Origin of the sequence: Bacillus sp. 95MFCvi2.1 (assembly GCF_000374965.1) — a bacterium.
Classification (GTDB): Bacteria; Bacillota; Bacilli; order Bacillales; family Bacillaceae_G; genus Bacillus_A; species Bacillus_A pseudomycoides.
The window spans coordinates 97,277-121,679 of the sequence record NZ_KB895693.1 but is presented as its reverse complement, the minus strand read 5'-3'; the positions used below and the strand labels follow the sequence as shown (position 1 = coordinate 121,679).

At 33.2% G+C, this 24,403-nt stretch carries 21 protein-coding genes; all 21 read right to left on the bottom strand.

What is annotated here, in order from left to right; translation table 11 throughout:
* Positions 1-165: 165 nt before the first annotated feature.
* Positions 166-600: a 3-hydroxyacyl-ACP dehydratase FabZ gene (gene fabZ / locus C568_RS0108215; RefSeq protein WP_003202177.1), complete on the bottom strand. Its 435-nt coding sequence runs from the start codon at positions 598-600 to the stop codon at positions 166-168.
* A gap of 1,123 nt (positions 601-1,723) precedes the next feature.
* Positions 1,724-3,526, bottom strand: coding sequence for an ABC transporter ATP-binding protein (locus tag C568_RS0108210; protein WP_018781218.1), 1,803 nt, complete (start codon positions 3,524-3,526; stop codon positions 1,724-1,726).
* A 2-nt stretch (positions 3,527-3,528) separates the two neighbouring features.
* Entirely contained in the window at positions 3,529-4,716 is a 1,188-nt protein-coding gene (locus C568_RS0108205; RefSeq protein WP_018781217.1) for a nucleotidyltransferase domain-containing protein, read from the bottom strand.
* Positions 4,717-4,738: 22 nt separating this feature from the next.
* Complete coding sequence (locus C568_RS0108200) at positions 4,739-5,191, bottom strand: lasso peptide biosynthesis B2 protein (RefSeq protein WP_018764971.1); 453 nt, start codon at positions 5,189-5,191, stop codon at positions 4,739-4,741.
* Positions 5,192-5,236: 45 nt separating this feature from the next.
* Positions 5,237-5,536 (bottom strand): lasso peptide biosynthesis PqqD family chaperone, encoded by a 300-nt coding sequence (locus tag C568_RS0108195; protein WP_000095761.1) that lies wholly within the window; start codon positions 5,534-5,536, stop codon positions 5,237-5,239.
* Entirely contained in the window at positions 5,536-6,465 is a 930-nt protein-coding gene (locus C568_RS0108190; protein WP_003202169.1) for a hypothetical protein, read from the bottom strand. Before C568_RS0108190 ends, C568_RS0108195 begins: the two co-directional genes overlap by 1 nt.
* 107 nt (positions 6,466-6,572) lie before the next feature.
* Positions 6,573-6,704 (bottom strand): paeninodin family lasso peptide, encoded by a 132-nt coding sequence (locus C568_RS34145; protein WP_000808480.1) that lies wholly within the window; start codon positions 6,702-6,704, stop codon positions 6,573-6,575.
* Positions 6,705-6,718: 14 nt separating this feature from the next.
* The gene (locus C568_RS0108180) at positions 6,719-8,656 is read right to left on the bottom strand and encodes a lasso peptide isopeptide bond-forming cyclase (protein ID WP_003202168.1); all 1,938 of its coding nucleotides are present in this window, start codon (positions 8,654-8,656) and stop codon (positions 6,719-6,721) included.
* Between the two features lie 1,039 nt (positions 8,657-9,695).
* The gene (locus C568_RS0108175) at positions 9,696-10,865 is read right to left on the bottom strand and encodes a DegT/DnrJ/EryC1/StrS family aminotransferase (RefSeq protein WP_018781216.1); all 1,170 of its coding nucleotides are present in this window, start codon (positions 10,863-10,865) and stop codon (positions 9,696-9,698) included.
* A gap of 13 nt (positions 10,866-10,878) precedes the next feature.
* Positions 10,879-11,511, bottom strand: a complete 633-nt coding sequence (locus tag C568_RS0108170) for an acetyltransferase (protein ID WP_018781215.1) — start codon at positions 11,509-11,511, stop codon at positions 10,879-10,881.
* Between the two features lie 13 nt (positions 11,512-11,524).
* Positions 11,525-12,121, bottom strand: coding sequence for a sugar transferase (locus C568_RS0108165; protein WP_003202160.1), 597 nt, complete (start codon positions 12,119-12,121; stop codon positions 11,525-11,527).
* Between the two features lie 478 nt (positions 12,122-12,599).
* Positions 12,600-14,147: a lipopolysaccharide biosynthesis protein gene (locus C568_RS0108160; RefSeq protein WP_018781214.1), complete on the bottom strand. Its 1,548-nt coding sequence runs from the start codon at positions 14,145-14,147 to the stop codon at positions 12,600-12,602.
* 1 nt (position 14,148) lies between these two features.
* Positions 14,149-15,030 (bottom strand): glycosyltransferase family 2 protein, encoded by an 882-nt coding sequence (locus tag C568_RS0108155; RefSeq protein ID WP_018781213.1) that lies wholly within the window; start codon positions 15,028-15,030, stop codon positions 14,149-14,151.
* A gap of 279 nt (positions 15,031-15,309) precedes the next feature.
* On the bottom strand, positions 15,310-16,398 hold the full coding sequence (locus tag C568_RS0108150; RefSeq protein ID WP_018781212.1) for an acyltransferase family protein: 1,089 nt from the start codon (positions 16,396-16,398) through the stop codon (positions 15,310-15,312).
* A gap of 114 nt (positions 16,399-16,512) precedes the next feature.
* Complete coding sequence (locus C568_RS0108140) at positions 16,513-17,694, bottom strand: glycoside hydrolase family 88 protein (protein ID WP_018764964.1); 1,182 nt, start codon at positions 17,692-17,694, stop codon at positions 16,513-16,515.
* A 39-nt stretch (positions 17,695-17,733) separates the two neighbouring features.
* Complete coding sequence (locus C568_RS0108135; protein WP_018781210.1) at positions 17,734-18,294, bottom strand: acyltransferase; 561 nt, start codon at positions 18,292-18,294, stop codon at positions 17,734-17,736.
* Between the two features lie 53 nt (positions 18,295-18,347).
* Positions 18,348-19,541: a glycosyltransferase gene (locus C568_RS0108130; RefSeq protein WP_018781209.1), complete on the bottom strand. Its 1,194-nt coding sequence runs from the start codon at positions 19,539-19,541 to the stop codon at positions 18,348-18,350.
* A 12-nt stretch (positions 19,542-19,553) separates the two neighbouring features.
* Positions 19,554-20,744, bottom strand: a complete 1,191-nt coding sequence (locus C568_RS0108125) for a glycosyltransferase (protein ID WP_003202144.1) — start codon at positions 20,742-20,744, stop codon at positions 19,554-19,556.
* A gap of 13 nt (positions 20,745-20,757) precedes the next feature.
* Complete coding sequence (locus C568_RS0108120; protein ID WP_003202141.1) at positions 20,758-21,918, bottom strand: polysaccharide pyruvyl transferase family protein; 1,161 nt, start codon at positions 21,916-21,918, stop codon at positions 20,758-20,760.
* Positions 21,919-21,936: 18 nt separating this feature from the next.
* Positions 21,937-22,968, bottom strand: a complete 1,032-nt coding sequence (locus tag C568_RS0108115; RefSeq protein WP_018781208.1) for a glycosyltransferase — start codon at positions 22,966-22,968, stop codon at positions 21,937-21,939.
* Between the two features lie 208 nt (positions 22,969-23,176).
* Positions 23,177-24,379: a glycosyltransferase gene (locus C568_RS0108110; RefSeq protein ID WP_018781207.1), complete on the bottom strand. Its 1,203-nt coding sequence runs from the start codon at positions 24,377-24,379 to the stop codon at positions 23,177-23,179.
* Between the last annotated feature and the right edge of the window lie 24 nt (positions 24,380-24,403).

The following is a 24,403-nucleotide window of genomic DNA, read 5'->3' as shown; positions in this document are numbered from 1 at the left end:
GATGCTAAGTTGAGAAAGTTTTCCCGAAAATCCCTTATGTTTTTTAATCAAATGTTTGTTTAAATAAAGAGAACCTACCTATCAACAAATTCTCTTACTTTTCTTTTATTAAAAAGGAGGTGAATGAAAAGTTTATTTTCATTCACCTCCCAACTTATCATATCTTTATTCTTTCTTATCACCAAGCGCGAATGTAACCTCAGCTTCACAAGCAATTTCACCGTTTACAGTTGCAACTGCTTTCCCTTTTCCAATTGGTCCACGTACACGTGTCATTTCCACTTCTAAACGAAGTTGGTCACCTGGACGTACTTGACGCTTGAAGCGGCAGTTATCAATACCAGCGAAGAATGCGAGGCGTCCACGATTCTCCTCTTTTTTTAATACCGCAACAGCACCCACCTGCGCTAATGCTTCTACAATTAGAACACCTGGCATCACAGGATAATCTGGAAAGTGTCCATTAAAGTATTCCTCATTTGCCGTTACATTTTTAATCCCAACCGCACGCTTTCCTTCTTCTACTTCTAGAATTTGATCGACTAGTAGAAATGGATAACGATGTGGAATAATTTCTTTAATCTGTTGAATATCTAGCATATCATTCTCTCCTTATATACCAAATTGGTCATACCACCAACACACTGTCCTTATTATCCCATTCTCTATTGTTTTTGTCACGAAAAACAAGAAATGCTTTCTACCCAAAATATCTATTAGGACTATTCATACAAAAAAGATACACCCTTTTCCCTTCGCTAATCGGTATAACAAAATAATAGCAATTAACACGGAGGTCGGAAAAAGGTGTATATCAAAGTTAGGGAGAGGCAATATACATTATTTGCCTCATGTGTCGTATTCATAGCTCATTATAAAGGACAAAAATAAGAAAGAAAAATTTAATATTTACTGTTTTTTACCATTATAGCCTTAATTTTCTACAAATTTCTACAAATTTCTTCATTTTTCTTATATTATCTTAAATAGCATATCTAGAAATTAAGATTCGCAATCCAGAACACTATGCTTTATAAAAAAATAAATCTTCGTGGATTAGCCTTTAATAAAAATCCTATAAAATATCATCACAAAAGATACATTTACATTTTACAGAAATATCCAATACCACATATAAATTCTTTTAAATCTATTTAACAATACATGAAATAATATATAACTAATTAAGAAATTGTTACTTTTCCTTGTTTATCTGTTAACTAAGGCATCCTGGAGGATTTGAGAGAAAAACTCAAATGAAATAAAAAGAAATACTTATATAATATTCTTCACTATCTCTCTTTCCTCTCCTCAAATCGTTTCCCTTCTTAATTACTTATATAAAATTAGTAGCAATTCAAAATATATTATCACAACTACACTAATAAACCTTTATATACGAAAATAGAAAAGACCCCTAGTCCTAAAGACGAGGGGTCTCGCTGCTTTTGTTATATGGTATAAATAAAATCAGGTTCCATGTTAAATTATAACACGGATATTTATACATGTATATAGATGGTATATTAATAAGTCACAAAAAGTATTTCTCATTTTTTTACTGGTCACACAATTAAATTAAGCTCATATTTCCATAAAAAGACCAGTACACAAATACCATTTATACCCCAAACCATAAATAATCAAATTGTGTTACCGACCCGAAAGAAATAAAGGCAGTGTATTCCGTGAATTTATAAAAAACAATTATAACAAGCCATATTTAAATGTTTACTTTGGCCTGTTGTCCAAGTAGGCTACTAAACAAACCACTTTCATCTTTCGCCAGTTGTGTGAAACTACCATGTTGAATAATTTGTCCTTGATCCATTACAATTACTTGGTCAGCTTTACGTATAGTAGATAGTCTATGTGCAATGACAATAATTGTCATGCTTCCTTTCAATCTTTCCAATGCTTCTTGTATTTTCGCTTCATTTTCAGCATCCAACGCACTTGTTGCCTCATCTAATACTAAAATAGAAGGCTTTCGAAGTATCGCTCTAGCCAGAACAAGACGTTGTCGTTCTCCCCCTGAAAGTTTGACTCCCCTATCGCCAATCATTGTATCCAATCCTTGTGAGAGCCTACTAACAAACTCAGCGGAAGCAGAAAATTCCAAAGCTTCCCAAATCTGTTCCTCACTTGCATTTGGTTCAACCATTCTCAAATTGTCTCTTATACTGGCATTGAATAGAAATGGATCTTGAGGAACATAGCTAATAGATTTTCTCAATGATAATAGGTCCTTACTTATCAACGGTTTGTTATCTATTAATAGCTGACCGCTCTCTGGCTGCATAAGTCCCATTATGATATCAATTAATGTACTCTTTCCAGCACCAGAACGCCCTGAGATAGCTGTCATACAATTTGCAGGAATACGCAAATTAATATCTTTAAGTGAGTACACAGCATTTTCTTTATTGTAGCGGAAAGAGATATTCTGACACTCAATAGATTGTTCTATCTGCATAGGATTTATACAATCATAATCCTGCTCTATATCTTGCAATTCTATACTTTTCTTACACTCTTCCTGTAATTGCAGCAAATCTTTAAAAGCGGGAAGATTCGCTGCAATTTGTTCCATGTTTGATTGTATACCTGCAAATCGTGGCCACAAACGAGAAAATATAAGAATAATTAATAATAATTGCTCCGTTTTCGTCTGAAACAACTTAACAGATAGAAAGATAAGAATAGCAATGAAAACAGCTGATGCAATTTTATAAAAGAGTTGAGAATTATTTCTCACCTTAATATATGCAAACTGTTCACGTTCCACATCTTCCACCCAATTACGTAACCACATATAACGAGATCGTTCTAGTGTATTGCTCTTAATATCCTTAATTCCATTAAAATGATCAGTTATACCTGCAAGATACGCTTTTGAATTCTCTGAGGTTCGACCACCTAATCTTTTTGATTTTTTAATAAATCTTCGTGAAAGAAAGGCAAGTACCACAGCGCAACATAGTACAAAAATCGTTATATCTGCCGCTAACCAAAAAGCGAAACCAATCTGTATAAATGTAAACATTAAAGAAGTGAGCAACTGTAAAAATAAATTAGTGCCTGCGCTAACACGCCCTAATTCCGTTGTCAAAGAATTGATAAGATCTGATTTTCTCTTTTTCACAAAAAAACTCCAGTTGGCCTGCAACAATCCACGATAAGTTTCCAATCTCAAATGATTAATAAAACGTATCTGGATTTTCGCATTACGAACTGTTATATTCCTTTGCAAAAGCGCTTGTCCCACGACCAATATAATATATATTCCTAATACAAGTGGTAATCCTAAAGTAGTTGGAAACTCACCTAGGAATCCAAGAACCCCTGAAAGAGGGCTTGCCTGTTCATTCATCTTCGCAATACCACTAATACTTATCATAGGGATTAATAGTAAAATACCGATCCCTTCTACAAGACTGACCAATACCATTCCCAAGAGATTAACAATGAGAATGTTTCCAGTAAAAGAGTATAACTGCTTTGTAAAATATAAAATATTTCTCATTTTCACTTCTCCTTACGGTACCTCATTCCCCTCCAAATCCATAAAACCGGCCGCAAAGGGAAATATAAAACATGCAGTTGTTTTGGCAGTGGTAAAGTTTCCACATCCTGAGGATAAGGATACAACCAACTAAGATGAAACAGTAGCTTTTGAGAGCTTGTCTTTAACAAATATAAATATCGCTCATGATATTTTGAAACTTCTTCTGGGACGGGATCTGTATGCAGGTTAATCATATTTTCCAAGTAATATATAGCAAGCTGCGCTAATTGCGGTACCCTTCTCCCTGACATTAATACTTTTGCCTCTTCTTCTATTATAAGAGTATCTAAAAGCTCAGAAGATAAAATAAGCGCCTGGCCTACCAGTTGTTTACATCCATATCTTTCCAACATAGCAGTGAGTTCTTTCCAATCTATTTCTTGCCTTACCATACGGTCAATGTCTGTTAACCATCGAAGCCTGGACCAACCATGCCTAGTCCCATGAGTCACAAGAAACATAAACAAATCCTCTCTACCTAAAAAATAGACAGGATAATTTGTGACAGGACTCGTCCTCTTTCGCCCCCATAACTCATCGAAGCGTGGTTCCTTTCCCGGTCCTGGGTGTAGTCGCCAATGAATCTCCAATTTCACCTTACTTATCGGATGCATGTAAGTTGTATGGTGGCGTCTCCACTTCCATTCATTCATAACCGTCGGAAAATCATCCTCTTTGACATAACCATTCTTTACAAGTAATTCGTTCACTTTTCCAAGATCATCTATAGGAACAAGGGCATCCAGATCCCCTGATGTTCGAAGAGAAACATCTCCATATAGATCTGCGCCGAGAATAGGGCCCTTCAAAAATAGAAGTCGAAGTTGATTTTCAGCAAATAATTTACTTACCTTTCCCATTTCTCCACTTAAATGAAGCATATGGAATGTATTCCTTTTAAAATATGTACTTAATACTTGCACAACATTTGATGGAACTAACTGTTTATCAATAGATTTCATTTTTGGATAAATGAACGCGTACATACGATGATGCAGCGCCAGTTTCAAAAATTTGTTCCAATCAATATTTATGAACCAGTCTCCCGGGATTTCTTGTATCTCTTTATCTTCCTTCTTTATAATTTCAAGTAACAATTTTAGTTCTTTAGGTAAATGACTCAAATCAAGATTACAACCGGTATACATCTCATTCTCCTTCAAGATTTTTTTACCCTATCCTTTTTGCAAATTTACCAACAACAGTAAATCTCTTCATTTCTTCTACGCCAGTAATATAAAAGGGCCCGCTACGTAACCACGCATGGGCAATCATATTTCCTGTCTCATCTTTCGCGGTCCCTAAGTAAAGGGTACTTTCAATTTGGCGCTTCTCCAACATTTTCATTGCAGCGATAGCTTTAACGAGACACTGGCTTTCCCAAAATGTATAACGGCTCATCATATGCACTGCTTGAGAAATTTTCCTTAATGTAACCTTTTCCGATTCATCATGGCTTAAAGACGTTTCTGCCATATGAATTCCTAATATAGGAGCAGCTTTAGAAAACGGTATACTTTTAAGAATACGAGCCCAGCCTAAATAAAAGAAAGCTTCTATAAGTAATAATTTTGTTCCCATATCGAACGACAAGAAAGCTTTGGCTTTATTTATGATATTCATCGATCCTACTCCTAATCTATTAAATCTGGAACGTTCAATTAAAAATCAAAGTTTTTCATCAACCGAGATTAACCCTTCTGCATACAAATGATTTAAGAAAGAGAGTACTTGTTCCTTACATTCTGCCTCTTCAATCATATATCGAGACAATAATATATCAATCACTTGATTCACAGATATTAATTCATTAATTAAACTCCAAATTTCACCACCTATACCTCCCAAGTTATAGTATTTCCCATTATGGATGCTCATCATCACTTTCTCCCCATCCATATCGCTCACTACATTTTCCTGACCTTGTACAACAAAACTGTGTAATGAAATTGTTTGTTTACTACTCATTATTTTTCCTCCTCTTTTAAAGACTCTAGAATTTTGGATACTAAATCATGTGCCGTAAACTTTGAAATAGGACGTCTCAATTGAAACATATCTATTTTGTTTACGATATTTGTAGAATGCATAAAATGCCATTCCATCATCCCCAATCGTGGGATTAATGAATTCCTATATGTATGACGCAGCAATGTGCGTAGTCTCTCCAGTCCTTCAATCTGCTGAAGTTCAACATCCCCATTTTCTACTTTCACTAATTCGAATACACCTGCCAATGGTAATGGCTCCTCGAAAAAGTTAGCTGTAACGGGGACAGCATATTTAGTTTCCCTTTCAAATAATGGCTGATAATGCGCTGTCTCCATTCCAAACTGATCAAGACTCTCTTTCCATAACTTTTGTTGCGGGTAAGATGGTGTAACAAAAGGAGTATTATCCTCAGAAAGAGACACAGCAATTACATCATCGCTTAAAAGCTGATAGCCTTTGCTTAAAAGGGCTGATGCAAGAGTGGATTTTCCAGCTCCCGATCTTCCTACAAAAGCATACGCCTTTCCATTGATGGCTATTGCACTTCCATGCAGAGGGAGTATTTTTCTCTGCATCAACAATGCCCCCATACAAGTCCCAAGAATATAAAGCCGAATCTTATCTTGATCAGACCCTTTCATAGGTGAAACAATAATTTTTTCTCCATTTTGAATACAAAACGTAGCAGTTTCGGGGATTTGAAACATAATTAATTCTTCTTCAACTACAAATACTGACTTCGGAGAAGATAACTCTCCCCATAATTGGGACAAATCTGCAGTTTCTATTTTTACGTCTACTTCATTTTCGTAATTACTTACTTGAGGTAATTCCGGCAGGGGAATCTCACTTAATAGGGCTAATCCGAAGGCTTTGTAAATCTCTTTCTTTACAGTATGTATCATCTTTCTCACTCCAAATAGTTGAAAAATTGATTAAAAAAAACCCTTATACCGTAATTAAACTATATAAGGGCTGTAAAGCATATAAATCTCATTTAAATATTAGTGCATTAGCTGTGGTGAAGTGCGCCTTGCTCATCCTCATCTTCAAAAACTTGGTCAACAAGTCTCTTTCCAGGTCCAGCCATTGTCATGTTGATATCAAGCACTTCTAATACTGGTGATTGCCATTCTTGTTTCATAATTTCACCCCCTTTCAAATATATTTTTTGATAAATCGATAGACAATAAGACTACGCATTAAAATTCTAAAATCCGGATCAAACACGTATTCTACTCGTGGTTCTCCTTGAATTTTCAAAATCGCACTCTTAATAATCTCTATATTAAAAAAGTTAGAGGCCACTGGGTCTTTACTAAGCTGCTGAAGTTCCTCGATAAACATTTTCCATGAAGGAATCATGCGATGAACCACATCAGCTGCCTGTATTCCTCGCACACGTTGATTTAATCTTACTTTGTCAGGAAGAAATCCTTTTGTGGACCTCCGGACAAGTGCACGATTTAAGCCATTTTGAACAAATTGTTCGAGTGGTAACGATAAGCAGAATCGAATTACCCGTAAGTCATTCGTTGGATCATGCCCTTGTAAACCATAGCGCAAGGAGAGCTTTGTTCCACTTGTACCCGTTGTATTCCACAAGTTTAGCTGTTCAAAATGTTTCTGCCTTATTTCATATATATTTGGGATAGAAGCCCCTGTTACTTTCACACCATGTTCTTCAAGCTTTCTAAATACATCAGTACGTTTTGCAAGTTCTGGACTAACTAACGTTGGCAATTCGTATTGCTGTTCCGAGGAAAACATGTTTTTTATCGATGGAAATGCTTTCTCCCCTACAACTTTCAGTATTCTCGATTTTTTGACCCCAACGTTCTTACCATACAAATCAATTTCACGATAAAGCTGCAACCAGCTGAATTTTTTAAGTAAAGTCGCATAATAATCTAAAGCTGGCCCCCAAGAGATTGTGAAATTTCCTCTCGCTCCATTTAAGAGCACCCCAATCCCTTGTTGTTGGGCTTTTTCATAAATTCCTTTCACCCAGACGGAATTTTCGAAAAATTTATATGGCATCTCCATAATCTCAAGCCAATCATCAATTTCTGAGAAAGAATTTTCTCCCGGGAAATTCAAATAATTCCCTTTAATATTCCCTACATGCTGTACTGTAGTTTGGATAAATGGCTTTTCATCAGCAATCGTATGGCCACGAGTCCAATCAGTAAATCCTTCTGCAGGTACTGAGCTGAATGTATATAATTTTTTGTTCTCTTTTTGCAGAGCTCTCGCAGCAAAGCTAGCAACAGCACCTGAATCTAATCCCCCACTTAAATGAGAACCAACATTACGATGAGTACGTAACCTTGATGTTACTGCGCTTTCAAATACGTCCCTGAACGCCTCTTCATAATCTTCATTTGATTTGAGTTGCAACTGCTCCTCTACAAATAACGTGTCGTATTTCGCAATACTAACTCTTCCCTTAACTACGGAGATAGTATGAGAAGGGGGGACTTGCTCTATATTTTTATGCACTGTTGAAAATGCATCTATTGTATCAAGCATATTAGGTATTGCTAAATATTCAGCTAACCATTGCTCATTCAATTCCTTCCCGACGTATGGTAAAGAAAACAGCGGTTGTATGCTAGTACAAAAAGCAAATTGATTTTGATTGCGGTAAAAGTAAAAAGTCCGACTTCCTGAAAAATCACGTGCACCAAAAAGTAATTGCTTTCTCTCATCCCAAATCATAAAAGCAAAATCACCAATTAGATACTTTGGTACATGCTCTCCCCACTTTTGATAAGCGAGTAAAATCAACTTACTATCAGGCATCTCTCTTCTATGTACCTTTTCTACTTGCAATCTATCGAATAATTCATTGCGATTATCAATAATAGCATCAGCAGTTATAACCAACTGTGTTTCATAATCATAGTAAGGTAATTGTTCATTAATAGATTCAGATGTTATCCATTTTGCATGGGAGCCCAAAAAAATATTTTCCTTGTGCCATATATCGGTATTGTCACCTGGATAACGAGATAAATCCTTCATGATTCCAATCCTATGTTCAGGCGGTATCGGTTCTCCATTTAAATGATAAATTCCGGTTATTGCACTCATTTTTTTCCTCCCACTACGAGACAATTAAGGGAAAACCCGATGGATAAGCAAATTACCAGATATATCAAAAAAATGTTATTAATATACCAGAAAACCCTTTCCTCAAACTACCTCGTTTACGCATAACAGATTTTAAAACCCAATTTTATAGCCTTAAATCTTTTTTCAGTTGAAGTATTCAAGCTTTCAGGCTACCTATCCTAATGTAAACCCTTGCATTTTAATTTTCTCAAAAAAAGAACAAAGGTATGATCTTCTTAATCCGAATCAAAATATTACCATCTGAATTTTATATGAATAAAAATCCTCGAATTTAATATATCAATAAAACGTTTATATTCTTTATAAAGAATATAAAATCAGATTACCATTTCACTATTGTATTGTCAAGCATCTATATACTCAAAAAAATGAATATTTATGTATCTTTTTTAGTAACTGTCAGAACAAATAATACAGTAAAACTTTAATCGGTAGGAGACTTTACATCCCTACCGACTATTAACCTCACCAATCGAACTTTTACGAACATTCCATCTATCTTCTTAGTTCCCCTAAAATCTTAAGGTAGTGCTCTTAATGTTCACAAATAGCAGGATAAACGTTATATCTTACAAATACACAGCAAAATTTTCATCTTTTTATATTTTAAAAATTTCTGTGCTATGATATTTTATATAATTTATTATTAACCTATTAATTAAAGCTGATTTTTATATTTTATGTTCTCTATTACTTTATTCTTCTGCTCCTTTAATCGAAACAGGAGAATAACCTTTTTATATTTATACCATTTTCACAAAGGGGATGATATAATATGCGTTCACCACTAATAATGCTAGCAAAGAATATAATTCGCATTTACCACAAGATTATGTACGCTTACTATTTCACTCTTTATAGGGATTGCCGTGACTTTCATTCAAAAAAATTTTTTTTCCGTAAAATGAAATTTCACAAAAACGGCACTGAATAAGATATTAAATCCTCCTAGTTCATTAACGCCTTTCTTAATTGAAGCTCTTTCTATTTTTTATCTTTACATGCCAGCACTTACCGTCAATATATTCTTAATACATGTAATAACTCTTGTCTGATCTTGCTCTGTCATACCTGATCCAGATGGAAGACATAGACCGGTTTCAAATAGTTTTCTAGCAATATCTTCACGTTCACTATGAGAATAATAAGTTATTCCCTCAAATAGCGGTTGCATATGAAGAGGTTTCCAAACAGGACGCGCCTCAATGTTTTCATTTTCCAGTTGTTTCAGTAATGTCTGAATCGATACTCCTATTTTTTCTTCATCTACAGTAAGAACTGTAAGCCATCGGTTTGAATAAGTATCCTCTAACTCAGGCATAAACTGTACCCCTGGAATATGAGATAATTCTTGATAGTATCTATCAAATATTTTTCTCCTTGCCTGTACTCTATCCCGTAAGACTTGCAGCTGCGCTCTACCTACACCCGCTAAAATATTACTCATACGATAATTATATCCAACCTCACTATGTTGGTAGTGTGGAGCCGGATCTCTTGCTTGAGTAGCTAAAAATCTTGCTTTTCTCAATGCCTCGACATCATTCGAAACAAGCATACCTCCACCTGAAGTTGTAATGATTTTATTGCCGTTGAACGAATAAATACCAAATTTTCCGAATGTCCCGCTTGCTTTACCTTTATAGGAAGAACCGAGCGATTCCGCTGCATCTTCTATCACTGGGATATCATATTCATTACATAACGAAAGAATTTCATCCATTTTAGCGCTTTGTCCATATAAATTTACAACAATGACTGCTTTCGGAAGTATTCCTTTCTCATTTGCATCACGTAATGCACGTTCTAAAGCTTGTGGCGACATATTCCATGTTTCAAGCTCAGAATCAATAAATACTGGTTTAGCCCCTAAATATAAAATTGGATTTGCGCTCGCTATAAAAGTAAGACTCGAACAAAATACCGTATCTCCATCTCTTACATCCAGTAAGCGAAGTGCCAAATGGATAGCAGAGGTTCCTGAACTAACTGCAGCCGCATCAAGAACTCCAACATGGGATGAAAGTTCACTTTCAAACGCATCTACATTTGGACCAAGTGGAGCAATCCAATTCATATCAAATGCTTCCCCTATATATTTTTGTTCATTACCGCTCATATGTGGAGCGGAGAGATAGATTCTTGTTTTTTCCTGTGAATATACCACTTTAAACACTCTCCTATAATTCTTTTTTTATTACTCTAGCTGGAATGCCAACTGCTTTACAATTCGCTACAATGTCACAGATCACTGTTGCTCCGGCACCGATAACGGACCAATCGCCAATTGTAATATTTGGAATTACATTAACTCCTGCTCCTATATGTACTCCTGTTCCTACAGTAACGGATCCTGTAAGCACTGCATTTGGGGAAATATGTGCAAAATCTTTTACCTTATTATCATGTTCAATAATAGCGCCTGAATTGACAATAACGTGATTCCCAATTTCAACATCTGCATTAATAATTGCACCAGGCATCACAACCGTACCAGCTCCAATCTTTGCACTTAAACTAACAATAGATTGTTTATGTATAAGCGTCGCATAGCGATGACTGGGAATCTCTAACTGCTCCATAATTATCTTTCTTGTTCTGTTATTTCCTATAGCTATCACGAACTTTGTATCTACATGCTCATCCATTAACTTTACAGCTGCAGAAATAGGTCCAAAATAAACGCCATCCTCAACTTTTAACTCTTTATACACATCATCTAATTGCGCAATGATTTCATAATTTCCATACGATAGGATAATATCTCGGATTACTTTACTATGACCACCTGCCCCAATCATAATTATTCGCATCCATCTCACCTCCTCAAGAATTCTTTGTACCATTAAATTTTTCCACAGTTACATGCCCAACCTGATTGATTCCTTCTGACTTAAATACTTTCTTTGCCGTTAACAACAAAATTTTCATATCAAGCCAAAAAGTCCTATTATCGACATACCACACATCAAAATCAAATTTCTCTTCCCATGAAATTGCATTTCTTCCATTCACTTGAGCCCATCCTGTAATTCCTGGTCTTACCATATGCCGCCTAGATTGTTCTTCTGTATATAACTCCAAATATTCCATTAATAGTGGTCTGGGACCTACTAAACTTAAATCGCCTTTTATAACATTGAATAACTGTGGCAACTCATCCAAACTACACTTTCTAAGAAATCCCCCAAACTTAGTAAACCTTACATCATCAGGCAACAGATTGCCGTTGCTATCTTTCTCATCAGTCATAGATCTAAACTTATAAAGAGAAAAAGACGCACCATGTAATCCCGGGCGTTGCTGCTTAAATATGATGGGGGAACCTAACTTACATCTAACTAATACGGCTACTATACTAATAGGAACTAACAGTAACACCAATAATGATAAAGAAACGAATAAATCAAAAAATCTTTTCATAAATAATTATACTCCAATCGAAAATTTTTTAGAGAGTTCCCCACAGAACAGGATTCCAATCTTCTAATTACTTTTTAGTAATTCTCTCCAATTTAATCCTACCCTCAGTTTCATATACATAACATGAAAGTCATTTGCAGTGTATATTCTTCTATAAATTTCTTCACTCAGTATGTTATAGATACAATCCTTCGTTTCCTAAAGTACCGGACGCCTAAGTCCATAATAAAACCGCTATATTTTTATACAAAGATAGCGGTTTATTATTTCTACATTCAGTTAATGATAGTATCATCTATTAATCTAGCATTTGTACTTGCATCAATAGATACATCATTGAATACATATTTGGCCGTAGTCACCATCTTCTCCCTAATCAATCAGTATGAACTAAGAAGGGCTTCATTCCATAGTCTATAGTTCACAGGGCTTTCCCTAAAACGTATGGTAATAGAATTTAACAATATCTTAGTTAAAATTAACAAGAAATTTTCTTGTTTAAATTGAATTTTTTTAATAACTTTTGTGAAATCCCTCTAATAATCCCAAATAAATATTTAAACTCTGTTGTTTTATGAAAAATCAATATATAAATCACATTAGGAACTATGATACAAATCATTCCCTTTAACAATAACTCCAAGAAATGGTTTGATAACGTGAAATTGCTCAAAAAACTTGTAATAAAATACGTTCCTATACCTATCGCTGCGTAGTAGGAGTATTTCAAGAAATAATCCATTACAGACCTATTAAATACATTTTTGTATACTAAATAAGGAGTAATCCAGAAAGGAACAACAAGCACACTTACAAGTGTACCAATAAAGACACCTATTATTCCCATATACTTAACTAATACAATAGAAATTACTAAATTAACAGCAGCTTGAACCAAAGGCGCATATCTATCCTCATGAAAAACACCCGCTGTAGTTTTTACAGTCGTTATGGAATTCCTCATGCCCCTTTCATAAAAAATAATTATTAATACAAGCAACACACTTTTGCTCATAAGATACTCGGTTCCAATCCATAAAGTGATAAAAGGTTCTATTGTAATGCATAAAAGTATAGAGAAGAATGAGTATAACCAAAAATTTAAAAGCATATAGACTTTATACACACTATAAACCTTCTCTACACTTTCCTCTGCTACTAAATTTCCTACACTATGATATGTATTATTAAAGATTTGATAAGTAAAGTTTCTACAAATATCTATTAACATATTATAATTAGAATATAATCCGACTGCCGCCACACTGATAAATGAAGATATAATAATGTTATCAGTACCCAATACTAAATAATTCCCTATGTTTTGTAGTACAATTGCTTTCACATTCTTAACAATTTTCTCTTTAGTTTCAGCATCTAATACACCCGAAACTTTCTCTTTTAAAAATGGATACATCCTGTTGACTATAATTGCCAAAACAATACTAGTAGCGACTGTTATCACACTATCAATAACTAAGTATAGAATATAATTTTTTGTAAAATGAAGTATTCCAATCTTGAGACAAGCAGATGCAATTGAAGATATAGAATATATTCCTGTTACAATATAACCCTTTTGCGAAACACTTAAGAATGAATTCTTATGCATGTACAAATAAGGTACAACTGTATTGAATAGAAAAATAAGATAAATCCAATGGATATTTTCGACATTCGAATCTTTAATGAAATAACCAAGAAATGGCATCAAGGACAATCCAAGTAACAAGACAATTAAGGCGATTACCATATATGCTTTCCGATACAATCTCATAAGTACGTTAATCTTTTCTTGATCGTTCTCTGCAACCGGCTTATAAAGACTATACATTATACTAGCACCTATCCCTGCCTCAGCTAAAGAAAGCATGGATAATATATTAGTAAGGAATCCATTTATACCTAGATATTCAATACCTAAACTATTGATAAATACAGTTCGTGAAATGAAGCTTAAAGATGTAACAATGATTTGGTTTCCGATCCCAGCAGATATATTAATTATGGAGTTTTTTATCCTCATTTTAAGACCTTCTTGATATAATTTTTTTACATTTAGCTAAAAAGATAGCCGCCATTAAAGTAACCGGTTGAATACCTAAGTATTCTGCGGCCTTCTTTACATTTAAATTAGACTTAACAAAATCGTAATATAAATTATAATAGGATAATCTACCCTTTGGACCACACTTATAAAATTCAATTTGCTGCTTCATATAATATGCTGTACCTTTAGGACTTCCGGCGAATATCTCCTTCATATTTTGAGTTAAACCATCCTCTAGATAATTACATATATATATTGTTTTATTAAACCATCTTATTTTATAACCTTCATAAGCCATTTTATTCCATACTGTAGCCTCTGTCATAAATTTTTCCCCTTCAAACTCACGAAACTTGTATTTCCTTAATATATCGGTATAAAAAACCTCAGCCTTATCTCCCGTTATATTATATGTATTCCGTTCAAGTGAAGTTGCATCAATATATTTACCTTCAAATGTTGTCCCTACGAGGTCCTCAATACTCCCCCCTTTATTACCCGAAACACCACAAAATAGCTTTTTATCTTCTAGGCTATTTTCCCAACTTACTATACTTTCTAAAGCATCTTCTGTAAGATCGTCATCAGAATCTACTATAAAGAACATTTCACCTTCAGCCAAATCGACAGCCCTGTTAATCGCTCTATGTTTCCCTCCGTTTTTGACTTTATAATACCGTATGGGAAATGGGTTTTTTTCTAGTTTCCACATCTTGAATAATTCCTCTGTATTATCACTTGACCCATCATCAATAACTAGCCATTCAAAATCCGTATATGTTTGTTCTTGTAACGATCTATATAATTTCTCTATGATATAACTCCTGTTGTATGTTGGAGTGAATACTGTTATTCTCATTTAATCCCCTCATTTTTATCCTAACTTTTTCTTTCCATCTATTCACAGTAATCATTTCAGTTAATTATTTGCCTATTTCAAGACTTAACTTCTACAAATGAAAATATATCTTTTAATATTACAAAAAGAAAATCCATTTATACTCCCTCTCGTTTACGTACTAAATCTATTACACTTTATTCTACTTGTTATCTTAAGATATTAATTTTTTCGAGCTATGAAGAAGAAAATGTTTGTTTTCTAGGACTACATTTAACAATAATCTTTTATAAAAATCTCTTATTTAAGGAATTCTTTTGGTAAAGGCACTTGTATCTTTTGATGTTTTTTTTGAAAACCAAAACGAATTTTCTTACGTAACGGCTCTTCATAAAATTGATAAATTACTGCACTTAACAATAAAGAAACTATTAAACAAACCACAAAACTATATGTATTTTCTAACTTCAAGAAATCCAAGTATCGTATCACTATTTGGTGAATCATATAAAATGAGAAACTAATTTCACCTAAGTAAACAAATAGCCTTTGTGATAATAATTTTGAAAATATACCGCATTGAAATGAAAAGGTGAAAATTAACAAGCACCATAGTGGGACAAAATAAACACCACGAACAATTCCTACATCTAATTTTATCGAATACGATAATAAGGCAATGGATAAAAGTAAACATAGTAGTTCTAAAACAGTAAATATGTTTTTGTTAAAGTTTGCTTTATCGGATTTTTCAATATAAATCAATCCCAGAAGTATACCCGTTGAAAATTCGAACAATCTAGTAACTGGAAAAATATGTAATATCCAAATAAAAAATGGATTATCTTCATCCAAGTTTTTATTCAATAGAAATAAAATTATCCATACTACCAAGAATACCAATATGGATGTAATGATGTTCTTTTTAACTTTAAGTTTCATAAATACCCATAGCAGAAACGGAAACATAACATAAAAGAAAGCTTCAACCGATAATGTCCACGAAACGCCGTTAAAATTGAAATAAGTACCCTGACTAGGTACGAAGCTTTGTATCAATAGCAAATTAATGATTGACATAAAAGCAAGTTTTATAAAATATAAACTATTAGGGTGAAAGTATAAAATAACTAATGGTGCAGAAAGAAGAAAGGTTAATACATGAACTGGATATACTTTAGAAAATCTTGCTTTATAGAATTTTTTGATACTGTGTTTATTTAGCTCTGTAAATTTAGAATGATAGTTATAAGCTAAAATAAAGCCAGATAAAACAAAAAAGAATTGAACGCCCGCTGAACCTAATTGATATTGGCTAAACACACCCATATGAAATAAGAAAACCATTAGCGCAGCAATAAACCTAAATGACGTTAAAGAGTTTAACATATGATTCCCACCTTTCTCATTTCCCCAAAAAATAAATGGTTCGAATTTCCAAATCATTTATTTTCTTTATCAATAAAGTTGCCTCATACAAATATGAGTAAAGGGGATGAAGGTTTAGTTCCTACTTAAATATGAATTGATTAATCTAATGCAGAACCCTTGAGTAAACGGCAATATATTGAACAGTGTGGAATACACCCCTATGTCTTTTGTATCGCCTTGAGAAAAGTCAACTGCCCCATCTTTCCTCGTAACTTTCATTAAATAACTCATAGCCTTTTCTGTGCTATCTAGGCATTCTTTTGATACCTTCTCTATCTTTGAGGCATTTAACATAAACCAGCCTAGCGTAGCTGTAGCGGAAGAGTCAGACCTACTCTCATTTCTAGTTACAGTCCAATTCCAACTACCATTATCTTGTTGAAAGCTCATTGCAGCTTCCGCGAATCTTTTAACACTTTCTTCGAAAGCAAATTTATATTTACTATCTTGTGGCAATTCATTCCACGCATCTATAAGACCTATAGCAAACCAACCAAGTCCTCTTCCCCATCCGTATAATCCAAGGGGAACTTTATTCTCAATCTTGTAAACATGACATGGTAGTGAATGTTTGTCTAACATTCCATATTGCTCATACTCTTTAATTTGTTTCACTGCTAAATCTATACAATCATCTTTGTTAAATTTAGTACCGTAACAAACTAAAAAGGGGCATATAAACCCTATAGTATCTACATATCTGTAGCTTTTCATAAACTTCCTATATTCTACCGTGCCGTCCTCACCTATATGATCCTTAATCATTTCCCATGTATAATCTAATGCTTTTTTGTATTTGTTTATATCAATATATTCCAACTTCATAATAGCGTAAGCAAGTATAGCTCCGTCTATATGCTTAGGTTTTTCTAACCATTGACCATTACTATCAAATTTCGAATTCAAAAATTTTTCAATCTCAGATTTCATTTCCTTATCATCATTATGTTTTAAATACTCAGATAAGCCTAATACTAATGATGCTTCTTGCCAATGTTGTATCGTGCTTTTCGTATAATTCCCTTTCAACATATCTATTACAACTAATCTTGTATTGTCTGTTACTTTTATTTTTGGTGTGTTTAGTAACCACTTAGACCCTTTTTTAGTTATAGTCTCATTCCATATGGATTTATCTTCATATCTCCCCATATGAATTCTCAGTACCCAATCTTTTATTACAGGTACTAAGTCTATGGTAATAACCATTAAAATAATAAAAATTACAATATAGCTCAAAATTTGAAATATCATCTTTATATTGCCCTTTCAACGTGAAAATAATTTAAATACTCATTTAACATATCCAACAGTACTACCTAATTCTTCTGACATTTTAGTACACATGTCTGGTGTGATATTCTCACCTATTGTCCAGTTTTCATCATAACGATTTGCTGTCTTTAGATTTAATTTGTGCTTATTGATATAATCCTTTGTTTTCCCTATAATTTTCGCGGGATTTCCTCCAACTATGCACCCTTCAGGAACCGATTTTGTTACTACACTTCCCGCGGCCACAATAGCATTTTTCCCTATTGTAACCCCCGGCATAATTAAAGCCCTTGCCCCTATAAATGCATGGTCTTCTATTTTTACTTTCGCTATTTTGGTATAATCTAAATACCGTTTCGTACTGGCGTCATGTGCAAGGAGATAAACTTGAGGTGCAAATGTAACATTATCACCTATTTCTATTAGCCAACAATGAGCATAGTCAATTGTACTTCCAGCTAATCCACTACAATTTTCCCCTACCTTCATACCTCTTTGCAAACACGCTTCTACCGTTAAATCCTCAAGAGATACCATTCCTAATCTTACCATTAAAGATTTTTTTATCCGATTAAACATAATTGCCTCCAGTGAATGTATTTCATTATTTAACTTATTTTTAAACGCTACACTTAACTGTTCATTAAATTATACAAATGATTCACTTCATCCTCTGTCCCTAATTCTTCTTTCTTGAGATTATCGATAAACTTAATTCTTAATTTTTCTTCTTTTATTAATAACTCAAGATGCTTTGCCACTGACATAGGGTTCATCTCTGCAATTACTCCATTGATATTATTTCTTATATGATTATTAGCTGTCTCAAAATTAGTAATTAATATTGGTTTTGCCAGTATTTTTGCCTCATCTATAGAAATAGATTTACCTTCATATCTGGATGTCTGTATATATATATCTGCTTGCTTTATGTATGGATATGGATTTTCTTTTATACCTAATAAAATTACTCTTTTTTCTAGTTTTTCTTCCCTTATACGTCTTTCAAGTTCTTCTCTTACGTTGCCTTCTCCAATCAAATACCATTTAAGATCGTACCCTTTTTTTACGAGTATATTAAATGCTTCTAAAGAGATATCTAATCCCTTTTCTTTAGCCAATCTTCCTACCGAAATGAATGATATACTTCTATCGTTCTCTTCTTTAAAATCAACTTTCTCTAATGACATTTTCCTTATCATTCTTGAAGAAACTATATTGTGTATACATCCAATTTTCTTTCTATATTCAGGGAAATTATCCCTTAAAATATTAACTAACTCTTCTGATACAGTCACTATATGATCTAGTTTACCAAAATAAAATTTTTCTTTACTATAATCAATCCCTAATTTATTATAATCCGTGTGTATCCATCCAATCTTTTTTTTCGCTTTTACCTTGTCTACACAGAAATATATAGGGTTTTTTTCTTGAAATCCTATCGCTACATCATATTCCTTATTGATTTCATCTATTGATTTCGACATGTATTTCCATATTTTTTGTTCGATTATAGCTCCATTCGTTTCTGTCTTAGCCAGATACCCTAATACTCCTCTAGAAAATGTCGTTTTAAAATCTCCTATTTTCATTAATTCTGTCAAAGACCTTTTTATAGGCATATCAAAATATTTATACTTTATTGGTTCAGGTAATAGAGTGACTTCTTTTGGTAACTTATTTATAAATATTCCTTCATGCTTAAATAAAAATAAATCCACTTTGTATTTAGAATAATCTATAACGCCTAATAAAGAAATTAGGGCTTTTTCAGCCCCACCACAATTTAAATTATTCATTATAAATAATATTTTTTTTTTCATGAACCTCACCCATTATAGAATTTCATATAACTTATATATTTCTTCTTCCGTTCCTAATTTCTCTTTCGAAAGGTTATTTACTAATTTTTTTCTTAATTCTGTATCTTTTATAAGCCTCTCAATTCCTTTTGCAATAGCCTCCGGCTTCATATCTACAATTAATCCATTTATTTCATTGTCAATTTGATCTTTCGCGGTACTAAAATCAGTAACAAGTATAGGCTTATTCAATATTTTCGCCTCATCAATTGCTATAGATTTCCCTTCAAATTTAGATGTCTGTGCATAAATATCTGCTTGTTTTATATACGGATAAGGATTAGATTTTAATCCTAACAATTTGAAATTGTTTTCTAATTTATTTGCTTTTATCAAATTAGTCAGCTGTTCTCTTTCCTCGCCCTCTCCTATAATATTCCACTTTACTTTATACCCTTTATCTATTAGTTTCTTACAGGATTCTATAGCCATTTCAAAGCCTTTTTGGTAGTGCAGCCTACCTACTGAAAGTATAATAATTTCATTATCTTTCTTAGTATAAACATCCTTATTTTCCTGGTTAGCCATTTTATGTATCATTGTCGGTGATACAATATTATAAATAACGCTTATCTCATCTTTTTGATTAGGAAATCTGTTTTTTAGGATATTGGCACACTCTTCCGATACTGTAACTATATTGTTTAGCTTTCTGAAGTACAAAGCATCAAAGTTCGAATCCATCCCTAATTTATTATAGTCAATATGTACCCATCCTATTTTCTTATGTGCTTTCACCTTATCTACACAAAAATATGTAGCGGTTTTTTCTAAAAACCCTATAGTAGCATCATACTGTTTCTCAATTTCATTTAAAGACTTAGCGATATATTTCCAGCTGTATTGTTCCTTTATCGATGTATTTTTTCCTGCTCTATTCTTTATGGTGAACATACATCTATTATAGGCTAGCGATATTTCTCCTTTTAATAAAAACGTTTTGACCGATTTAAACAAAGGTAAAGTAAACGTCTTATATGTTTCTGGTATAGGTAAAATTTGTACATCTTTTGGTACAAATTCCATAAATATACCTTCATGGTTAAACAAAAATAAATCTACATTATATAACTGATAATCTATTTGAGATAATAAGTTTACTAGACTCTTTTCTCCACCACCAGCAGATAGACTAGGCATAACAAATAATAAATTTTTTTTCATAATATACCTCGATTTACTTAGCTAATTCTTGTAAGTATTCTACCGCTTTATACGACATTTTTTTAATATTAGGCATAGTTTGCTCTAGTTTGCTCTTCAATTGATCTTCTTCTCTTACCATCTCATCGAATTTAGCTTTTAATTTATTACTATTAGATATTTCTTCTATATTTAAGACTAATTTCTCTTCTCCAAATAAGTCTTTAGCTATTCCCTTCGATTTTATACTGTATCCCAATACCATAGTTGGAACACAATTTGAGTAAGCCGCTATCGTGGCATGTGTTCTAGCTCCTATAAAGAATCGCATCCTAGCTATATACCCTTTATATTGTATTGCATTTAAATTGTTTGGTAATATAATTACCCTACCTGTATTTTTAAATTCCTCATAATATGTATACAGAACTTCATAATCGTTATTCCCATCCTGCATAACATGCGGTGTGAGAGCAATTGTTGAATCTGTAGTATCTAGTATATGGTTAATTAAATCTCTTACTGCAACTTGTGAATCCTTGTTTCTATTCCATACAAGTGGACTAAAATTAAGACCTATTGTATTGCCATCTTGCCATCCTTTAGGTAATTCCAACTCTTCTTTCTCCATGGTAAATGCAGGATCTGCACACAATTTAACGTTATTAAGTCCCTTGTTTTTCAACATATTATAGGTAAGAGTTTCACGAGCTAATATTAAATCAAACTGTTTTAAGTCTCCTAACTTTCTCTCAGACATATCCTCTTCACCTATAGAACATCCCCATAACACTAACTTCTTTCCTGCTGCTTTTACTTTTTTATTTATTTCATACAATGCAGGCTGTTCCCCGTAACAATAATTATCTCCACCTATAGATAAACATACATCCATATTCTTTATATGTTTAATTATATTATCTTCCATTTTAGCTATTGCATAAGATTCATCATTAAACAATTTTACTTTAAGTAAAGCCATCCACCAATCGTATGAGTACTTCGCTATATTCTTAGTAGAACCATCATATATTCCATCTAACTTTGTTATAATCTTATCTGTTTCAGGCTTACTTGATACCAAATATATCTTTGTTTCATCTACCTTTTCTTTTATGATATTAGTAGAGGAACGAACAATAGCCTCACATCCCCTATTAAGACTTCCACCATGGGCAAACATCATAATTTTCATACTTAAACTCCCTCACTATTATTTATTTCTGAATCTACTGTAAGCTGTAACGCAATACAGCCCAACAGTTGATTGTCTCTTTATTAAATTTATTATTAACCGCTCATATCTTCCTAGCTTGTTATAAATTTCACTATAATATATAGGTAGTGCCTCTCTCACATGTTTATTTCGTATCATACTTTTTACGTATTTATACCGCTTATTGAAACTTACATCTTTAGATGGTGTAAAATAAACATGTATATAGGACATTACACTATTAATAAACTTTATTGACCTTAATTTACTTATTCTTACTCTATCAATTTTATCAGTATATATTTGGGGTAATTCCATAGTATATACTTCTACAGCCCTCTGAAAATAATCTTTTTCGGATATGTTTCTGGTAGCACTACCAGCTACCTCCTTGTAATGGTAACCTACATAATCTACATATTTCATACGAGTTGCACCACTAAAGAATGCAACGTTAAACATTCCATCTTCCCCCAATGCAATTCCGCTTGGGAATTTAACGTTATTTTCTTTAATTAAATTATTTCTATAGATCTTATTTACAACAGTATTTAAATTATCTGCCTTAAGGAAATAAGGTAATACTTCTTGCTCTATATAATCTTTTTCAAGAACAATATCTATAGGAAATGGATATGTTGTAATTACCTTATGCCCTTCCGTCTCGCCCTTAAAATTTGATATAACTACATCACAATTACTTTGTTTTACTGAGTTATATAGTGTTTCATACATATCCTTTTCTATACAATCATCAGCATCAACAAATCCCACATATTCTCCAGCGGCTAAATGTAAGCCCTTATTTCTTGCAATACTTACACCTAGATTTACTTGATCTATAAGTATTATCCTGTCATCTACTTGTTTATATCCCTCAATGATTTCTCTGCTATCGTCTATCGAGCCATCATTAATAAATATAAACTCACACTCTTGGAGTGTCTGATTTAAAAGTGACTCTATGCACCGAGTGATATATTTCCCTGCATTATAAACTGGTATTATTACACTTACTTTTTGGCTCATGCCTAAATCACACCTTTACGAGAAATCTCTTACGCTATCATCATAAATACACCTTTATTGTTGTCTCCTATACTTGATGTATTGATTGTTTAGGCGCCTATAAAGTGAAACTTTAATTAGTTGAACGAATCGGGCTTTTACGGGCAGTTGATCCCCCACCTAACTCCTTTGTTTTCGCCGAACTTTGAGGTGGAGGTCTTACTACCCGTTAATGCGGGATAATTTTATATAGCTTATTCAACTCAGCGTTATTACTGTAATCTCTATCTCGCAAATTATTAATTAATGTTTTCCTTAGTTCATCATCTCTATATAAATTTTCGATGCCTTCGACTAACCCCTCTACACTTGAATCACATATAATGCCCTCAATTCCATCATCCAATTGGCTGGCTGCAGTAGGATAATTAGTTATCAATATAGGCTTTTCAAGGATTTTAGCTTCCGTAACCGTAACTGCCTTTCCCTCATATCTGGACGGTTGAACGTATAAATCACATAACTTCATATACGGATATGGGTTAGTTTGTTTGCCTAATAGTATAAAACTGTCTTCTAACTGTTGTTCCTTTATCAATTCCTTAAGATTAGATTCATCCGATCCGTATCCTATGACATACCATTTTATATTGTTTAACCCCTTATTATGTAATGCTTTAAGGGCTTTTATAGCAACATCAAACCCTTTCGCATATGACAACCTTCCAACCGATAAAATATTAAAAGCACTGTTACTTTGTTTATTAAAACTTACAGTATCTTCAGCCATCTTCTGAATAAATTTGGGTGAAGTAATATTTTCTATTTGTAAAATTTTATCTTTTAGCGATGGATATACAGTTAAAAACGCTTTTGTGCATTCATCTGATATAGATGCTATGTAATCAAATTTATTCCACATAGCAAAGTCAATTTTATTATCAATTTCTAGTGTGCTATAATCTGTGTGAATCCAAGCTATCTTCTTATCAGCACTTACAGTATCAGCCAAAGGATCATGTGGCCATGCGTAACTAATCGCAAAGTCATACTTTTTTTTCTGTTTAGGCAAAAAATATGCTGCATACTTTGACACAAGCTGCATCTGAATATATCCCGAACCTTCCTTTAACTGTCTTTTTTTCGATATTCTCCCTGCCATATACTTACTTATTATTCTTGTGATTCCTGCCCCAAAATATCCTTCACGTATACATTGCACAATTGACTTCCTAAAGACGGTATATCCACCTATCTGTGGTAGTACGTTAACTTTATTAGGTACTAAATTTAAGAACTCTCCAGTATGATTAAATATCAATAAATCTATGTTGTATGTATCATAGTCGAAGCTTTCCAGCATATTAATTAAGCTTCTTTCTACTCCACCAATTTCCATATCATAGATAGAGATTAAAACATTTTTTTTCATACGCTTCCTCACGTTCATGTTTTG

What these genes read in the sequence shown, in the direction of transcription:
- fabZ (WP_003202177.1), bottom strand. Translation starts at nt 600, where the DNA reads ATGCTAGATATTCAACAGATTAAAGAAATTATTCCACATCGTTATCCA.
- C568_RS0108210 (WP_018781218.1), bottom strand. Translation starts at nt 3,526, where the DNA reads ATGAGAAATATTTTATATTTTACAAAGCAGTTATACTCTTTTACTGGA.
- C568_RS0108205 (WP_018781217.1), bottom strand. Translation starts at nt 4,716, where the DNA reads ATGTATACCGGTTGTAATCTTGATTTGAGTCATTTACCTAAAGAACTA.
- C568_RS0108200 (WP_018764971.1), bottom strand. Translation starts at nt 5,191, where the DNA reads ATGAATATCATAAATAAAGCCAAAGCTTTCTTGTCGTTCGATATGGGA.
- C568_RS0108195 (WP_000095761.1), bottom strand. Translation starts at nt 5,536, where the DNA reads ATGAGTAGTAAACAAACAATTTCATTACACAGTTTTGTTGTACAAGGT.
- C568_RS0108190 (WP_003202169.1), bottom strand. Translation starts at nt 6,465, where the DNA reads ATGATACATACTGTAAAGAAAGAGATTTACAAAGCCTTCGGATTAGCC.
- C568_RS34145 (WP_000808480.1), bottom strand. Translation starts at nt 6,704, where the DNA reads ATGAAACAAGAATGGCAATCACCAGTATTAGAAGTGCTTGATATCAAC.
- C568_RS0108180 (WP_003202168.1), bottom strand. Translation starts at nt 8,656, where the DNA reads ATGAGTGCAATAACCGGAATTTATCATTTAAATGGAGAACCGATACCG.
- C568_RS0108170 (WP_018781215.1), bottom strand. Translation starts at nt 11,511, where the DNA reads ATGCGAATAATTATGATTGGGGCAGGTGGTCATAGTAAAGTAATCCGA.
- C568_RS0108165 (WP_003202160.1), bottom strand. Translation starts at nt 12,121, where the DNA reads ATGAAAAGATTTTTTGATTTATTCGTTTCTTTATCATTATTGGTGTTA.
- C568_RS0108160 (WP_018781214.1), bottom strand. Translation starts at nt 14,147, where the DNA reads ATGAGGATAAAAAACTCCATAATTAATATATCTGCTGGGATCGGAAAC.
- C568_RS0108155 (WP_018781213.1), bottom strand. Translation starts at nt 15,030, where the DNA reads ATGAGAATAACAGTATTCACTCCAACATACAACAGGAGTTATATCATA.
- C568_RS0108150 (WP_018781212.1), bottom strand. Translation starts at nt 16,398, where the DNA reads ATGTTAAACTCTTTAACGTCATTTAGGTTTATTGCTGCGCTAATGGTT.
- C568_RS0108140 (WP_018764964.1), bottom strand. Translation starts at nt 17,694, where the DNA reads ATGATATTTCAAATTTTGAGCTATATTGTAATTTTTATTATTTTAATG.
- C568_RS0108135 (WP_018781210.1), bottom strand. Translation starts at nt 18,294, where the DNA reads ATGTTTAATCGGATAAAAAAATCTTTAATGGTAAGATTAGGAATGGTA.
- C568_RS0108130 (WP_018781209.1), bottom strand. Translation starts at nt 19,541, where the DNA reads ATGAAAAAAAAAATATTATTTATAATGAATAATTTAAATTGTGGTGGG.
- C568_RS0108125 (WP_003202144.1), bottom strand. Translation starts at nt 20,744, where the DNA reads ATGAAAAAAAATTTATTATTTGTTATGCCTAGTCTATCTGCTGGTGGT.
- C568_RS0108120 (WP_003202141.1), bottom strand. Translation starts at nt 21,918, where the DNA reads ATGAAAATTATGATGTTTGCCCATGGTGGAAGTCTTAATAGGGGATGT.
- C568_RS0108115 (WP_018781208.1), bottom strand. Translation starts at nt 22,968, where the DNA reads ATGAGCCAAAAAGTAAGTGTAATAATACCAGTTTATAATGCAGGGAAA.
- C568_RS0108110 (WP_018781207.1), bottom strand. Translation starts at nt 24,379, where the DNA reads ATGAAAAAAAATGTTTTAATCTCTATCTATGATATGGAAATTGGTGGA.